General features: G+C 72.3%; 11 protein-coding genes, 1 pseudogene and 1 riboswitch. Of the genes and pseudogenes, 4 read left to right on the top strand and 8 right to left on the bottom strand.

Annotation, left to right across the window (positions count from 1 at the left end; all coding sequences use genetic code 11):
- Window positions 1-7: 7 nt before the first annotated feature.
- Both ACZ7M7_RS14715 and ACZ7M7_RS14710 read right to left on the bottom strand, forming a co-directional pair.
- A complete protein-coding gene (locus tag ACZ7M7_RS14715) occupies window positions 8-583 on the bottom strand; it encodes an RNA polymerase sigma factor (RefSeq protein WP_328877796.1) in 576 nt (191 codons plus the stop codon).
- A 59-nt stretch (window positions 584-642) separates the two neighbouring features.
- Entirely contained in the window at window positions 643-2,079 is a 1,437-nt protein-coding gene (locus ACZ7M7_RS14710; protein WP_472116324.1) for a S8/S53 family peptidase, read from the bottom strand.
- Window positions 2,080-2,227: 148 nt separating this feature from the next.
- On the opposite strand from ACZ7M7_RS14710, the gene ACZ7M7_RS14705 reads away from it, so the two are divergent.
- On the top strand, window positions 2,228-4,795 hold the full coding sequence (locus ACZ7M7_RS14705; protein WP_472116674.1) for a CHAT domain-containing protein: 2,568 nt from the start codon (window positions 2,228-2,230) through the stop codon (window positions 4,793-4,795).
- Window positions 4,796-4,820: 25 nt separating this feature from the next.
- On the opposite strand, the gene ACZ7M7_RS14700 is transcribed toward ACZ7M7_RS14705, so the two are convergent.
- On the bottom strand, window positions 4,821-6,788 hold the full coding sequence (locus ACZ7M7_RS14700; RefSeq protein ID WP_472116321.1) for a LuxR family transcriptional regulator AbsR2: 1,968 nt from the start codon (window positions 6,786-6,788) through the stop codon (window positions 4,821-4,823).
- Between the two features lie 94 nt (window positions 6,789-6,882).
- Here ACZ7M7_RS14700 and absR1 point away from each other — a divergent pair, with 94 nt between their 5' ends.
- Complete coding sequence (gene absR1, locus ACZ7M7_RS14695) at window positions 6,883-7,968, top strand: beta-glucuronidase AbsR1 (protein WP_383600009.1); 1,086 nt, start codon at window positions 6,883-6,885, stop codon at window positions 7,966-7,968.
- Window positions 7,969-8,297: 329 nt separating this feature from the next.
- Window positions 8,298-8,394: riboswitch (SAM riboswitch) on the bottom strand.
- Window positions 8,395-8,461: 67 nt separating this feature from the next.
- Here the strand turns inward: absR1 and ACZ7M7_RS14690 are convergent.
- Both ACZ7M7_RS14690 and ACZ7M7_RS14685 read right to left on the bottom strand, forming a co-directional pair.
- On the bottom strand, window positions 8,462-9,358 hold the full coding sequence (locus ACZ7M7_RS14690) for a glutathione S-transferase family protein (protein WP_472116318.1): 897 nt from the start codon (window positions 9,356-9,358) through the stop codon (window positions 8,462-8,464).
- 66 nt (window positions 9,359-9,424) lie between these two features.
- Window positions 9,425-9,523: a putative leader peptide gene (locus tag ACZ7M7_RS14685; protein WP_328877807.1), complete on the bottom strand. Its 99-nt coding sequence runs from the start codon at window positions 9,521-9,523 to the stop codon at window positions 9,425-9,427.
- Window positions 9,524-9,685: 162 nt separating this feature from the next.
- Here ACZ7M7_RS14685 and ACZ7M7_RS14680 point away from each other — a divergent pair, with 162 nt between their 5' ends.
- Window positions 9,686-10,258, top strand: coding sequence for a MarR family winged helix-turn-helix transcriptional regulator (locus ACZ7M7_RS14680; RefSeq protein WP_383600045.1), 573 nt, complete (start codon window positions 9,686-9,688; stop codon window positions 10,256-10,258).
- Window positions 10,259-10,271: 13 nt separating this feature from the next.
- Here ACZ7M7_RS14680 and ACZ7M7_RS14675 read toward each other — a convergent pair whose 3' ends face one another.
- From ACZ7M7_RS14675 to ACZ7M7_RS14665, 3 genes are all read right to left on the bottom strand, one after another.
- A complete protein-coding gene (locus tag ACZ7M7_RS14675; protein ID WP_383621798.1) occupies window positions 10,272-10,973 on the bottom strand; it encodes a gamma-glutamyl-gamma-aminobutyrate hydrolase family protein in 702 nt (233 codons plus the stop codon).
- On the bottom strand, window positions 10,970-12,460 hold the full coding sequence (locus tag ACZ7M7_RS14670) for an aldehyde dehydrogenase (protein ID WP_472116314.1): 1,491 nt from the start codon (window positions 12,458-12,460) through the stop codon (window positions 10,970-10,972). Before ACZ7M7_RS14670 ends, ACZ7M7_RS14675 begins: the two co-directional genes overlap by 4 nt.
- A gap of 117 nt (window positions 12,461-12,577) precedes the next feature.
- A complete protein-coding gene (locus tag ACZ7M7_RS14665; RefSeq protein WP_472116311.1) occupies window positions 12,578-13,924 on the bottom strand; it encodes an APC family permease in 1,347 nt (448 codons plus the stop codon).
- On the opposite strand from ACZ7M7_RS14665, the pseudogene ACZ7M7_RS14660 reads away from it, so the two are divergent.
- Window positions 13,913-15,085, top strand: a pseudogene (locus ACZ7M7_RS14660) (cytochrome P450); the annotation flags it as partial. The gene ACZ7M7_RS14665 and the pseudogene ACZ7M7_RS14660 sit on opposite strands and share 12 nt — an antisense overlap.
- Window positions 15,086-15,095 lie beyond the last annotated feature (10 nt).

The following is a 15,095-nucleotide window of genomic DNA, read 5'->3' as shown; positions in this document are numbered from 1 at the left end:
TCGTCGTTCACAGCGCTCCCCGTGCGTCGAGTCGGGCCCGGAGCCGGCGCAGACAGCGCTGGCGCAGCGGCCCGATGCTGCCCACGGCGATGCCCAGTGCGGCGGACACCTCCTGGTAGCTGGGCGGCGGCGAGGCCATCAGCACGCGCAGCAACTGGCGGCAGCGGTCGCCCAGTTCCTCGAACTCCTGCCACATCCAGCGGATGCGCTCCGACTCGGCGGCGGCCTCCTCGGAGTCCAGGAGCGACTGTTCGGGCGTACGTTCCTCGCTGACCCGATCCAGCAGCTGCGGATCGCTCGTCACGGTCAGCCGCCTTAAGCTCTTGAGCACCTTCAGGCACTCGTGCCGTGCGGTGCTCGCGAGCCAGGACCCGGCCTTCTCGGGTTCACGGATGCGCCCGAGGTGCTGGGCGAAACGGAACCACACGGTCTGGTACACCTCGTGGGCGTCGGCGTCATTGAGCCGGTGCGCGCGCACGACGGACCACACCAGTGGGCTCATTCCTTCCACGAGCGCCTTCCAGGCCGCCGCGTCGCCGTCGACGGCGGACTGGACCAACGCACCGACATCTGCACGGTCCACAGCCCCACCCCTCGTGTACGGCAAGTCATCGTACGCCGCGGAGGGGGCGGTTCCGACCCTCATGAGCGAGGAGCCGGCGGTGCGACGGGGGCAGGGCGCCAGGTCGGGGGGCGAAGCGCGGGTACGTGCGCCCCCCGCACCTCCGCGAACCCGGTGTTCGCCGCGAGCATCTTGTACCGGGCGACCCGCGGGTCGTTCTCCTGCTGTGTGCTCATGTGGGTGGCGATCATCGCGGCGACGACGGGAGTGGCGAACGAGGTGCCGCTCCAGTTCGCGAACCCCTCGAACATCACCTGGTCGGGCTTGGTGCCGCCGCTTGCCCCCGCCTCGCTCAACAGGCCGGTGTGGCGCGGGGAGACGCAGGAGCAGGAGTAGCCGAAGCCGTACCGGCAGGCGTCGTAGGTGGAGTGCTGGTACACGTACGGCACGGGCGTGTCGAAGCCGGTGAGGCCGCTGGTGAGGCGCTCGCCGGGCGCGTACACCTTGACCCAGGGGCCGTGGTTGCTGAAGCAGGCGCCGAACTCGCCGTCGCCGCGCAGCGCGCCGACCGACAGCACGGTGTCCTGGTAGTCGGGCAGGTCGGCGTAGGCGGCGGGCCAGAAGGGCGTGGCGCTGCCGTTGTTGCCGGCCGCGGCGACGAGCAGGGTGCGCTGACCGCGCAGTTCCTGCATGAAGGCCTCGACGCCGAGCAGGCCGTCGGTGCGGCCGTTCGAGGTGCCCGCGGAGAGGCTGAGGATGTCGGGCCAGCCGCCCGCGTCGACGGCCTCGAAGAGCTTCTCGCCGAACTCGGACTCCAGGATGGCGCCGGCGTCGTTGAGGGAGTTGCGAACCGTGACGTTGGTGTTCGGCGCGACCGCGGCGACCAGCCCCGCGATGAACGTGCCGTGGCCGACGTACTGCTGGAGGATGCCGTCGTCGTCGCACTCCTTGAGCTGCGCGTCACCGTCGGTGTGGGCGAGCAGCGGGGAGGACCGGAAGTCGCCCATGAGGCCGGTGTCGATGACGAGGACGCCGACGGCGGTGTCCGGGTCGTGGGCGCCCTCGGCCACGGCGGGGTTGAGCTGCTCGGTGGCCGGGACGGGCACGGGCTCGTCGCCGGGGCAGGAGTTGACCGCGATCGACACCAGGTGGTTGCGGCTGACCAGGCGGCGTCGGGCCCGGCCCTCCGTCTCCCGCAGGGCACGCAGGGCGTGCGCGACGGGGCGGTCGCCTGCGCGGTCGCCCTCGCCGGGGTCGCCGACCTGGATGCGGGTGATGCCCGAGCGGTTGGTCTGCGGGCTCACGCGCCGCACGTTGTCCTGCACGAGGTCGGGCTCGGCGGTGAAGTGCGCGCGTACGGTGTCCTCGACGAGGCGGGCGTCCTCGCCGTCGCGGACCAGCACATAGCCCTTCTCGTAGATGAACTCGGCGGAGTCGTCCGGTCCCATCGCGAGGGGGACGTCGGGCATGGAGCGTTGGATCTGCTCGAACTGCTCGTGGAATCGCTGTGGTGCCATGGCGTGTCCTCCCACTGAGGCGACGGTCGTCAATCAGAGCCGTGCGGTCACTGATTGATACAGCGCCAAACCTGTGTGGCACGGTCCTGGGGCAACTACCATCCGTGGAGTGACAGCGGGAAGCGAATCGGTTCTCGAACTGCTGCCGATGGTGTTCGCCGCCCCGAACGACGCGCTGGCGAGGGCGGAAGGCGTGCTCGACGCCGATCCGACGCCGTTGCACGCCTCCGTCGCCCACCAGGTGATCGGCATCTGGCAGCGGGACTGGGGCGACATACGCATCGCCCTGTATCACCTGCGGCGTGCGCGTGACCTCGCGGCACGCGCGGAGTCGGCCGACCGGGAGGCGGACGTCCTGGCCGCGCTCGGGGTCGCGCTGGTGCACGCGGGGCGCACTCAGCAGGGGCTGGCCGCGCTGGAGCGCGGTGTCGAGCGCGGCAGCGGGCACACACGCGCCCGCGTGCTGTTCCGCCGGGCCTACGCCCGCTGGGTGCTGGGCCATCACCGGGAGGCACTGGAGGACGTACGCAAGGCGATACCCGTGCTGCGGCAGATGGACGACGTGATCTGGACGGCGCGGGCGCTGACCCTGCGGGCGACCGTGCATCTGGCGGTCGGCGCGGTGGACCGGGCGGATGCCGACTTCACCGCGGCCGAGGCGCTGTGGGACACCACGGGCCAGGAGCACGACAAGGCCGACGCGGTGGAGAGCCGGGGTCTGGCGGCGTTCCGGTCGGGCGACATCCCGGCCGCGCTGCGGCTGCTCGACGAGGCCGAGGAGCGGTACGCCAAGCTCGGCACGCCGACGTTCATGCTCAACATCCGCCGCTGCGAGGTGCTGATGGCCGCGGGGCTGGCCCGGGAGGCGCTGACCGAGGCCGACTCGGCGATCGCCGTGCTCGACCGCATCGGCGGCCAGTCCACCCGCAAGGCCGAGCTGCTGCTGGCCGCCGCGCGTGCCGCCCGGCCGGCCGGCGAGGCGCACACCGCGATCGCGCGCGCCGACATGGCCGTACGGCTGTTCGCGGGGCAGCGGCGCGGCTGGTGGGAGGCACATGCCCGGCTGGTGCTGATCGAGGCGCGGGTGGCTGCCGGACGCAGTTCGGGGCGGCTGGTGGCCGACACGGCGGCGGTCGCCGAACGGCTGGCCGCCTTCGGCGCGCCGGCCGCGCCGGAGGCCTCGCTGCTCGCCGGCCGCATCGCGCTCGGTCTGGGCTGGCGGGCCGATGCCGAGCAGCATCTGGCGGTGGCCGCCCGCAGCAGGCGCAGCGGGCCGCCGCTGGCGCGGCTGACGGGCTGGGCGGCGCAGGCCCTGCGGGCCCAGGCGGCCGGATCGGGGCGCGGCGTCCTGGAGGCCTGTCGGCGTGGCCTGGACGTGCTCGATGCCCACCGGATGACGCTGGGCGCCTCGGAGTTGCGTGCCCGCGCCACCGAGCAGGGCGCGGAGCTGGCCGCGCTGGCCCAGCAGGCCAGCCTGGTCTCCGGCAGTCCACGTCGGCTGCTGGTGTGGAGCGAGCGCTGGCGGGCCACCGCGCTGTCGACCCCGCCGACGCGGCCGCCCGCGGACCCGGAGCTGCAGAGCAACCTGACGGCGTTCCGGGAGATCGCGGCACGCGCCGAGGCCGCCCGCATGGAGGCGCGCCCCGTTCCGGCCCTGGAACGCGAACAGCGGCGCCTGGAGCGGGAGATACGCTCCCGGACCCTGCACATACGCGGCGACGCACCCGGCGACGGCTACCGCTTCGACCCGGGCCGGCTGCTGGAACGGCTGGGCGACGACGTACGGCTGGCCGAACTCGCCGTGCTGGACGGGCGGGTTCAGGTGCTGCTGTGCGGGCAGGGCCGGGTACGTCGGTACGAGGCCGGGCTGCTCGCCGATGCGGAGCGGGAGGCCGAGCACGTCCAGGCCGGGCTGCGGCGGCTGGCCCACCCGGGTGCGGAGGGGCGGCTTTTGGTGGTGGAGGCCGCGGGGCGGCGCCTGGAGGAGCTGCTGCTCGGTCCGGCGGCGGCCCATCTTGGTGACGGCCCCGTGGTGGTCGTACCGCCGGCCCGGCTGCACCGTGTGCCGTGGGCGCTGCTGCCGTCGCTGCGGGAGCGGGTCCTCAGCGTGTCGCCGTCCGCGAGCAGCTGGCTGCGCGCCCGGGAGACCGAACCGCCACCCGGTGGCCGGCATGTGCTGGTGCGCGGGCCGGGACTGGCGACCGGTGGCGCGGAGGTGCCGCACCTGGCCGGCCGGTACGGCGGATCGGTCGTCCTGGAGTACGCGGACGCGCGCGTGCCGCGGGTCCTCGAGGAGCTCGACGGGGCCGAACTGGCGCACATCGCGGCGCACGGCACGTTCCGCGCGGACAGCCCGCTCTTCTCGGACCTGCGGATGGCCGACGGGCCGCTCATCGTCCATGACTTCGAGCGCCTGGACCGCAGCCCGTACCGGATCATCCTCTCCTGCTGCGAAACCGCCCGCTTCGCGTCCGTCGGCGCCGACGAACTGCTCGGCCTGGTCACCGCCCTGCTGCCGCTGGGCACGGCGGGCGTGGTGGCGAGCAGCGCGCCGGTCAACGACGCCGCTGTGGTGCCGCTGATGCTCGCACTGCACAAGGGGCTGAGCCAGGGCCTGTCCCTGGCGGAGGCCCTGCGCGACGCGCGGGCGGCTCTGCCGGGGGACGCGCTGCATCAGGCGACGGGGTGGGCGTTCTCGGCGTTCGGCGCGGCCTGATCCCGGTACGGCCCGGACAACTCCCTCACGCCGGCTGCGCATCCGGCAGATCCACCAGCCACGGCAGGGCGCCCCGGTCGCCGGCGCCCAGGCGGGCGTAGGCGCTGTAGAGGTGGTTCCCGACCGTGCGGACGGAGAGAGTCAGCTTCTCGGCGATCTGGCGGTTGCTCAGGCCCGTGGCCGCGAGCGTGACGATCTGGCGCTGCCGGGTGGTCAGTTCACCGAGGACCAGGCCGGACAGGGCGGGGGTGCGGGCGCCCTGGCAGCGGCGGGCCAGGGCGACGGCACGCGTGCGTGCGGTGCGAGCCGCGCGCGGGTCGCGGTGGGCCCGTACGGCATGCGCGTGCGCCTCGGCCGCGAACAGCAGGAAGCCGCGCTGCTCCAACTCCTCGGCCACCCGGTCCAGCGCGGGGCCGTCGCCACGGTCGAGCGCGGCGGCATGCTCGGCGAAGACACCGGTCAGACGGCCCGCGGCACGCTCCGGGTCGCCGAGGCGGACGGCGTCGTACGCATCGCCGGAGAGTGCCTGGACACTCCCGTCGAGGTCGCTGCCGGTCGCCTCGACGGTCCCGTCGGCGTGACCGCGGGCCGCTGTCGGCCGGGTGACCGCCCCACCCCCGTGGGGGCGGCCACCCAGGATCTTGTGCGCGGCCGTCGGATCGCCCGACTGCGCGGCGGCGAGGGCGAGTTCGAGGCGGCAGGACGGATCGTCACCGCCGTTGCGCAGGCCCTCCCGCGCCCATGCCGCCGCCTCACGCAACTCGCCGCGCAGCCGCGCGAACTCTGCGCGCACGGCCGCGTATCCGGCGGGCATCGAGGCGCCCTCCGCGACCAGCCACTCCCCCACCGGCGTCGGCAGCTCCCTTACGTCCGCCCGCTCGATGGCGCCGGTCAGCGCGGCCCGCTCGGCTTCGAGGGCGGGCCCGCACCGATCCGGCGTGCGAAGCGAGATGGGGGTCCCCCCGGCCGCGGGCTGGGGGAGGGACAGCCGCCTCGCCCGGAGCCGGCCGGCCGCGGCCCGCAGCGCCGGGCCGTGCAGGGGGTGGGCGAGGCGGACGGCGCCCTGGTCGTCGACGTGGATCAGCGAGTCGGCCTCCAGGCGTTCGAGGACGCGAAGATCGAGTCGGTAAGGCTCCAAGCCATTTTCGGGCCCCTGTTCCAGACCCGGTTCCGGATCGGGTTCCAGGTTCAAGGGCAACGGCTCGGAGAAGGCCAGGCGCTCGAGGATCTCGCGCTCTTCGGAGCAGGCACGGTCGAGGACGTGTGCGGTGTGCTCGCGCACCGTCGCGGTGACCGGCACCGGGCCGCGCCACGCCCACTCGTCGGAGTCCGAGTCCGGGCCCGCGTCGACGACCCGGCTGAGCAGCCCGCCCTCGCGCACCGCGCCCACCAGGTCGCGCAGCAGCCGCAGGTCCCCCCGGCACAGGCGGTGCAGCCGGTTCACGGTGAGAGGTTCGAGGCCACCGCCGCCCATTCCCGTGCCGGCCGCGAGCAGTTGGGCGGTCTCCTCGCGGGGCAGCGACTCCAGGGTGAGGCGGGGCAGGAGTTCGCCGGTCCACAGCCGGGAGATCGCGCCCGGGGCCGGGGCGCCGTCGGTGGTGACGACCAGGAGACGGGTGCGTCCGTGTACCGCCAGCTGATGGACGAGGGCGGCGGAGGCGTCGTCGAGCAGGTGCGCGTCGTCGACCAGGAGCAGCCGTACGCCGGACAGATGCTGGAAGGCGCCGTGCAGGGAGGCCGACTCCGGTACGAGGTGTGCGAACGCGGCGAAGCGGATCCGGCGGGTCTCGGGGGTGCCGGCCACCCGGGCGCAGTCGGTGCCGCGGACGGCCTCCGTGACGAGGCGGGTCTTGCCGCAGCCCGCCGGACCGGTGATCACGAGGCCCTGGCGGCCCGCGGTCAAGGAGCCGCGCACCAGCTCGAGTTCGTCCTCCCGGCCGGTGAACGGCCAGGGCAGCTCCAGGGTCTTCGCGTCACGTTCGAAGTTCGTCACGGCAGTAGGAGCACCGTGACTCACCTTTGATACAGGGGTACTTGAGTAGCCCTCGACTCAGGCGCCCGCGGCGGGCCGACGGCAGGCTGTCCGCATGACCGCTCGCTACTGCTCCCTCGCGCAGCAGTCGGCCCCCGCCTTCGCCCCGGGGCTGGCCGCCGAGCGGCTCAGTGCGCTCATCGGCGGACGCCGGATGTGGGTCAACGGCACCGTGCTGCACTACTGCTTCTTCGACCGGGAATCCGACGGCTCCGTGATCCCCGATCCGGAGACCGGCGAGACCCGGCGCGTGTCGTGGGTCGGCAGCAAGGAGCAGCAGGACGTCGTGCGCGAGTGCTTCCAGGAGTGGCAGGGCCTCGGCATCGGCCTGTCGTTCGTGGAGGTGGGCGACCGGTCGGAGGCCGAACTGCGCATCGGGTTCCAGCTCGGCGACGGCTCCTGGTCGACCGTGGGCAAGGACGCGCTCGGTGTCGGCCTCAACGAACGCACGATGAACTTCGGCTGGGACCTGACCGTGCCCGGGGAGCGCGGCACGGCCCTGCACGAGATCGGGCACGCGCTCGGCCTGCTGCACGAGCACCAGAGCCCGTTCGCGGGCATCCACTGGGACGACGAGGCCGTGTACGCCGATCTGGCGGGCCCGCCGAACTTCTGGAGCCGGGACAGGACGTTCTTCAACATCCTGCGCAAGCTCGATCCGAACGAGGTCAACGGTTCCGCCTGGGACCCGCACTCGATCATGGAGTATCCCTTCTCGGCCGGGCTGATCCTGGAGCCCGAGCAGTTCCGCGCGGGTCTGAACCCGCCGGGTGTGCTGTCCAAGGCCGACAGGGAGTTCGTCCAGCGCTGGTACCCGCCGGCCGAGACTCCGGAGCCGCGGGAGCTGGTGCCGTTCCGTTCGGTGCCGCTGCGGCTGGGGCCGGCGGAGCAGGCCGACTTCGTCGTCGAGCCGCCGGAGACCCGCGAGTACACGGTGGGCACCTTCGGCGACAGCGACACCGTCGTCGTGGTCTTCGAGGAACGGGACGGCGAACCCCGGTACCTCACCGCCCAGGACGACGGCGGCACCCCGGACAACGCCACCGTCAGGGCCCGCCTCGTCAAGGGCCGCCGCTATCACGTCAGAGTGCGCCTGTACTCCAGCTGGGGTTCGGGGGAGACAGCGGTCATGTGCTGGTGACGGCACGGATCGGCTGACGCGCACGACGGGAGAGTCCACAGTCCGGCGCCGGGGAAAGTGGCCGGGAACGCCACCTTCGGGGGAGGGTGACGTTCCCGGCCACGCCGACGCCACGGCACCGCTGACACAGGATGTCTTGCCGGTGTTCCAGAGAATGGACGCCTCTTGGTGACGTGCTGCGCCTGAGGTAGAAATAGGCCTCATGATTCCCGAGCTCTTGGTGCGACGCCTGGTCATCGACCTGTGCCGACGCCCGGGCTCGGGTTGTTGTTGCTGACTTAGCCCTGTCCCACGTGCCGCGCCGCCCGGTGGTCCCACCCGGCGAGGGCGGTTCGCGCACCCTGTCGCAGGGTCACCTGGGGCACCCCACCGCGATGCGAGGGTTGCCGGTCAGCGAGCCAGGGCTTGTCGCTGACGCTCATGACCGTTCTGGGCCGTAAGTTAAGACAGTTGCCCGAACGGATGTCAACGCCGGTCCACTGTGCGGACCGGCTCATGGCCACTCGACCTGCGCTCGCGCCCCGGTCCCGGCCGCCGCGTGGGCCGCCCAGTCCAGGATCTGGACGGCCGCTCCGGCGTCCTCCAGGCCTCGGCAACGGGCATGGTGGCGCCGCGAGATGGCGTCGAGGTCGAGATGTGCGCCGAAGGCCGGGTGCGCGGCGAGCCGGCGGGCGTAGGCCCACAGGGTGGCGTGCGCGGCGACCCGCTGTACCGCGGCGGCGTCCAGGTGATGCCGGTGGACGGCGTCGAGTTGGACGAGGGAGACCCACAACTCCACGTCGGCGGCGGTGATCTGATCACGAATCAGGTACTCGCGGCCGTCCAGCCACCGGTCCAGCGCGCCCAGCGCACGCAGCAGTGTCCCGAGCGCCTCGTCCCGCTCCGCCCGCTCGGCGCCGGCCGCCCCCGCGGCCTGTGCGGCCTCCTCGATGTCCTGCGCACACATCCGCTCGACCGCCTCGATCTCCGACTCCGCGCCGCCCGGGTACAGCTCCCGGCGACAACCGCCGAAGCGCCGGGCCAGGTCGCGGGTGATGTCGGGGGCGTGCGTGCTCACGATGCGCCCGGACCAGTCGTCGCTGAGGACCGGCGCGAGGGCCGGTCCGGCGTACCGGTGGACGCTGGCGTCGTACAGCGGACGCAGCGCCGCGTGCCCGCCGTCGGCGCAGTCGGGGATCTCGGGCAGGAAGGCCGCCGGGCAGACGTCGTCGAGGGCCAGCAGGCTGTGGGCGACGGCGATGCGCAGGCCGTCCGCACAGGCGGTCGTCAGGTGGAGGCGGTAGCGGCGCGGCACGGCGTAGTGGCCGCTGCGCTCGTCCCGGCCGATCCGGCCCCGGAAGGCGGGAGCGGTCGGTGCGGACGGGTGGGCGGCCAGCGGTGTGACGGACATGACTCTCCCCGGAGCAGGCGTGTGGACGTACACGTACGGAAGCGACGTGGAGGCTCGGCTCGGGGGTCAGATCGCGCTGCAGACGCGGAGCAGATCGATGTGACGGCGGGACGTGAGAAGGGGCGTACGGCTCACTCGACCGGTGACCGACTCAGGACGCCCCATGCTTCCCTACCAATTCACTAGGAAACCTGATGAGAGTGTCGGTCCGCGCGCGGCCTGCGTCAAGACGGCGTCCGCGGATTGAGCAGCGTCTGGGCCTTCGTACAATTTGATCCCGAACGAAACCCCTCCGGGGTCGAACTCCGGGGACGAAGGAGTGAGCCCATGCCCGGCCAACGATCGATCACCGCGGCGGAGAAACTGGCCGAGGCCAAGCTCGGCGGTATTCCGCTGCACCGGGAGCAGATGGCCGTGGTCGCCAACATCTACCGCGCGGCCTCGACCGTCCGCCAGCACCTGGAGAACTCCGTGCTGCGCGGGGCCGACCTGACCTGGACGGCCTTCGTGGTGCTCTGGGTCGTATGGGTGTGGGGCGAGTCGGAGACCCGGCATGTCGCGGAGGAGGCAGGCATCTCCAAGGGGACGCTCACCGGGGTGTCGCGGACGCTGGAAGGGCGGGGGCTGCTGAAGCGGACCGGGCACCCCAGTGACGGCAGGTTGGTGCTGCTGAGCCTCACCGAGGAGGGCGAGGAGTTGATGCGGCGGCTGTTCCCGGCGTTCAACGAGGAGGAGGCCTTCGTCGCCGGGCAGCTGAGCGAGGAGGAGTGCCGGAGCGTCGCGGACGGGCTGCGCCGGGTGGTGCTCCAGGTCGAGGAGCAGGGCGAGGAGCGCCGGCTCGCCCTCCTCGACGGGGCCGAGCCGGCGCCCCGGCGCAGCGGACGCCGGCCGAAGGCCTGACCCACCCGTCCGGTCAGCGGCGTTCGCGTGCGGCCCGTACCAGAGCGTCGAAGAGCCCCTGTTGCGCCGGGTCCTGGTGCGCGGTGTCCTCCGGGTGCCACTGCACGGCCGTGAACCACCCCTTCGCGCCCGGGAGTTCGAGCCCTTCCACCGTCCCGTCGGCGGCGCGCGCGGTCACCGTGAGCCCCTCACCGAGACGCTCCACCCGCTGGTGGTGGAAGCAGGAGGCCTCGGCCTTCTCGGTACCGGCGGCCTGTTCCAGCAGCGTGCCGGGCCGGATCGGCACCGGGTGCACCACATGCCGGTGCTCGCGTTCGGGGCCGCCCATGTCCTGCTCCAGTGTGCCGCCGAGTACGACGTTCACGACCTGCATGCCACGGCAGACGGCCAGCAGGGGTACGCCCAAGTCCAGTGCGCTTTGCGCGACTTGGAGGTCGAAGGCGTCCTGGAGGTCGTCGACGTCGTAGACGCTGTCGTGGACGTCGGCGGCGCCGTACCGGTACGGCGCGAGGTCACCGCCGCCCGGGAGCAGGACGCCGTCGAAGCGGGCGAGGCGTGCGGCGACGTCCCCGGAAGCGGGGTGGATGCCCGCCGGTTCACCGCCCGCTCGCCACACCGCCTCGATCAGGGCGCGGGCGCTCACCTCGGCGGCGTGGCGGAGTGCCGAGGTGGTGGCGGAGAAGCGGGCGGGTACGGCGATGAGAGGGCGGGTCACAGCTGGATCCAGGTGGTCTTGAGCTCGGTGTACTTCTCCAGGGCGTGCACGGACTTGTCACGGCCGTTCCCGGACTGCTTCATGCCGCCGAAGGGGACGGTCAGGTCGCCCTCCTCGTAACAGTTGACCCAGACCGTGCCGGCCTTCAGGGCGCGGGAGACGCGGTGGGCCGTGGAGAGGTCAGAGGTCCACAGGCCGGCGGCGAGGCCGTACTCCGTCGCGTTGGCCAGCCGTACCGCCTCGTCCAGGTCGTCGAAGGCGAGGACGGACAGGACGGGGCCGAAGATCTCCTCGCGGGCCAGCCGCGCGCCCGGGTCGACCCGGTCGAAGACGGTCGGCGCCAGGTATGTGCCGCCCGACTCGGCGTTCACGCGCTCGCCGCCGGTGCGCAGCCGGGCGCCCTGGTCGCGGCCGGTGCCGATGTGGTCGAGGACGCGGCCGAGGTGGCCCTCACCGACCAGGGCGCCCATCTCGGTGGCCGGGTCGAGGGGGTCACCGACGCGCAGCTCTCGGGCCCGGCGTACGACGGCCTCGGTGACCTGTTCGGCGATGGAGGAGTGGACGAGGAGCCGGGACGGGGCCGTGCACATCTCGCCCTGGTTGAAGAAGATGCCCCAGGCCGCGGTGGCGGCGGCCTGCTCCAGGTCGGGGGCGTCGGGGAGGACGATGTTCGGTGACTTTCCGCCGAGTTCGAGCCAGACGCGCTTGAGGTTGGAGTCGGCCGCATAGTGCAGGAAGTGCCGGCCGACGGCGGTGGAGCCCGTGAAGGCCAGGACGTCGACGTCGGGGTGGAGTCCGAGGGCGCGTCCGGCAACGGGCCCGTGGCCGTTCACCACGTTGAGCACGCCGGGCGGCAGACCGGCCTCGGTGGCCAGGCGGCCGAGGAGCAGGGCGGACAGCGGAGAGTTCTCGGACGGCTTCAGTACGACCGTGCAGCCGGCCGCCAGCGCCGGGGCGACCTTCCAACTCGCCAGCGCCAGGGGGAAGTTCCAGGGGACGACCGCTCCGACGACGCCGGTCGGTTCGCGGGTGACCAGCGCGAGGGCGTCGGGGGCGGTGTGCGGGGACTCGTCGGTGAGCTTGTCGGCCAGTTGGCCGTACCAGCGGAAGGTGCCGATGGCGGCGCGCAGTTCGATGTCGTAGGCGTCCGTGATCGGTTTGCCCATCTCCAGGCTGACGGTCAGCGCCAGTTCCGGGCGCCGTTCCTCCAGCAGGTCGGCGATGCGCAGCAGCACGCGGCCGCGCTCCGCGGGTGCGAGGCGCGGCCACGGCCCGGCGTCGAAGGCCCTGCGGGCGGCGGCGACGGCCGCGTCCACCTCGGCGGCGCCCGCGTCGGCGACCTGTGCCAGGGTCTGACCGTCCCGGGGCGAGACCACCGCGAAGGCCCCTGACCCGCCCGGCTCGTCGGCGCCGTCGATGTGATGGACGCCGGACGGCTCCAGGGACTTGGCGCGACGCAGCCACTCCTCGTGGGGGGCGTCCAGCATGCGGGGACCTCCAGATAACGTTTGATCTCAAACAATAAAGTCGGAAAGCGTGCCGGGAAGAGGCAGCCACCCGCCATCCCCGCCCGATGACAGCTCGGACCGGATGGCGGGCAGGCGCTACGGACGGGCCGAGCGTGTCAGCCGGCCGACGACGATGCCCAGCACCAGCACGGCCGGGACCGTCAGCTGAAGCCATAGGGCGGTGGTCCGGTCGCCACCGATGAGGGTCGTGAAGTTCTCGACGATCAGCCAGATGGCGCCGGCGATCCCGACGGCCCCCAGCACGGGGGCGATCAGCGTGTTCCACGGCCGCGTGTCGAGGCGCTCACGCCGGAAGAAGACGACGACCGAGGCCGAGGTCAGGAAGTACAGGAGCATGATCGCCAGTACGGCGATGCCGCTCCCCCACGAGAACAGGGTGAGCACCGGGTCCTTGCCGGCCAGCGCGAACGGGAGCACCAGCAGGACGGCGATCAAGGTCTGCACGAAGCCCGCGACACCGGGCGAGTGCCGGCGGTTGACCGCCGACAGTCCGCGCGGCAGGAGGCCTTCGCGGCTGAGCGAGAACAGGTAGCGGTTGGCCGAGTTGTGGAAGGCGAGGATGCCGGCGAAGAGCGAGGTGGCCAGCAGGATGGGCAGGACGTCGTTGACCCAGGTGCCGAACTCGGCGGCGATCGGCGGGAAGACGAACGCGGTCGAGTCGCCGCCCTCCAGCGCCTGCCCCGAGGCCGCGGCCGCCTTCGAGGCACCGTAGGACGAGATCAGCATCCAGGAGGCGAAGGCGAAGAAGCCCGTGACGAGGGCGACGGCCAGGTAGGTGGCCCGGGGGACGGTCCTTCTCGGTTCCCGTGCCTCCTCGCCGTAGATCGCGGTGGCCTCGAAGCCGATCATCGACGCGACGGCGAACATCAGCGCCACACCCGGAGCGCCGTCCAGCGCCGCCCCGGGCGAGAAGGTGTCCGCGAAGCCGAGCCCCTCGGGCCCGCCGCCCTTGGCGAAGGTCACGACCGCGAAGACGCACAGGATGCTGAACTCGGCCAGTACGAACACGGCCAGCACCTTCGCGCCCATCTCGATGCCCAGGGCGCCGAGGATCTGCACGATCGCCATGGTGATCAGGGCACACGCCCACCAGGGCACGTCCACCTCGGCGTAGTGCGCGAGCAGGCCGTTGACGGTCGCCCCGTACAGGCCGTACATGGCTGCCTGGATCGCGCAGTACGCGAAGAGGGCGATGCCCGCGCTGCCGTTGCCGAGGTTCCGGCCGAGCCCTTTGCCGATGTAACGGTAGAAGGCTCCGGCGTCCACCACGTGCCGGCCCATGGCGACGAAGCCGACCGAGAACAGCAGGACGATCAGACCGGCCGCGAGATAGGCGGCGGGGGCCCCGGCGCCGTTGCCGATGGCCACGGCGATGGGGACGGCGCCCGCGATGCCGGTGAGCGGCGCCTGACCTCGCGCCACGAGGACCCGGTTCACTGGCAGCCGGAGGAGGCGCCCAACTCCGGTTTCTGGGCGGTGACCCGGCACGCGGACATCGCCCGCGTCGACCGCGACCCGGAGACCTTCACGTCGACGAGGTTCGTCAACCTGGAGGAGGTCGACGACGACCAGATCAAGAAACGCGCCTCGATCCTGGAGATGGACGGCGTACGCCACCGCGCGCTGCGCAGCGTGATCCAGCGGCAGTTCGGCGCGAGCGTGATCAACAGCTACGCCGACTTCCTGCGCGGTCTGACCGCGACGACCCTGGACGCGGCCCTGGCCAAGGGCACGTTCGACTTCGTCGCCGATGTCTCCGCGGACTTCCCGATCAATGTGCTGGCCCGGCTGCTCGACGTACCGCCGGAGGACAACCAGCAGCTCATCGACTGGGGCAACCGCATCATCGGCAACACCGACCCCGACTACGCGGACGTGCTGCTGCACAGCGCGGAGAGCGAGAAGTACCGCGATCTGCCGTTCCGCTCCCCCGCGTCCGTCGAGGTCTTCGAGTACGGCCGGGAGCTGGCCCGCCGGCGGCGCGGCGGTGACGGCACGGACCTGGTCTCGCGGCTGGTCAACACGACCCCGCGCGACGGCGTCCCGCTCTCCGCGCAGGACTTCGACAACTACTTCCTGCTCCTGGTGGTGGCCGGCAACGAGACCACCCGGCACACCATCTCCCACTCCATGCTGGCCCTGCTCCAGCACCCCGAGCAGCTCGCCCGCCTCCAGGAGGACCCGTCCCTGATCCCCACGGCGGTCGAGGAGTTCCTCCGCTGGGCCTCCCCCGTCTATCACTTCCGCCGTACGGCGACGTGTGACGTCGAGCTGGGCGGCAAGCGGGTCAAGGCGGGCGACAAGGTCGTCATGTGGTTCGCCTCCGGCAACCGTGACGAGGAGGTCTTCGGCAACCCGTACGACTTCGACGTCGCCCGCGCCGACAACGACCACGTCACCTTCGGCAAGGGCAGCCCGCATCTGTGCCTGGGCAATCTGCTGGCCCGTACCGAGATCCGCATCATGTTCGAGGAGCTGATCCCGCGCATCGCCGACATCAGGCCGGCCGGCGACGTGCCGCGTGTGCGCTCCAACTTCGTCAACGGCATCAAGAAGCTGCCGGTCGAGGTCAAGCTCGCCTGATCTCCGGGCG

It is taken from the genome of Streptomyces sp. NPDC111606 (assembly GCF_055656945.1).
Note: the sequence above shows the minus strand (reverse complement) of the source record. Positions and strands in the feature narration are given on the sequence as shown.

What these genes read in the sequence shown, in the direction of transcription:
- ACZ7M7_RS14710 (WP_472116324.1), bottom strand. Translation starts at nt 2,079, where the DNA reads ATGGCACCACAGCGATTCCACGAGCAGTTCGAGCAGATCCAACGCTCC.
- ACZ7M7_RS14705 (WP_472116674.1), top strand. Translation starts at nt 2,228, where the DNA reads ATGGTGTTCGCCGCCCCGAACGACGCGCTGGCGAGGGCGGAAGGCGTG.
- absR1 (WP_383600009.1), top strand. Translation starts at nt 6,883, where the DNA reads ATGACCGCTCGCTACTGCTCCCTCGCGCAGCAGTCGGCCCCCGCCTTC.
- ACZ7M7_RS14690 (WP_472116318.1), bottom strand. Translation starts at nt 9,358, where the DNA reads ATGTCCGTCACACCGCTGGCCGCCCACCCGTCCGCACCGACCGCTCCC.
- ACZ7M7_RS14685 (WP_328877807.1), bottom strand. Translation starts at nt 9,523, where the DNA reads ATGGGGCGTCCTGAGTCGGTCACCGGTCGAGTGAGCCGTACGCCCCTT.
- ACZ7M7_RS14680 (WP_383600045.1), top strand. Translation starts at nt 9,686, where the DNA reads ATGCCCGGCCAACGATCGATCACCGCGGCGGAGAAACTGGCCGAGGCC.
- ACZ7M7_RS14670 (WP_472116314.1), bottom strand. Translation starts at nt 12,460, where the DNA reads ATGCTGGACGCCCCCCACGAGGAGTGGCTGCGTCGCGCCAAGTCCCTG.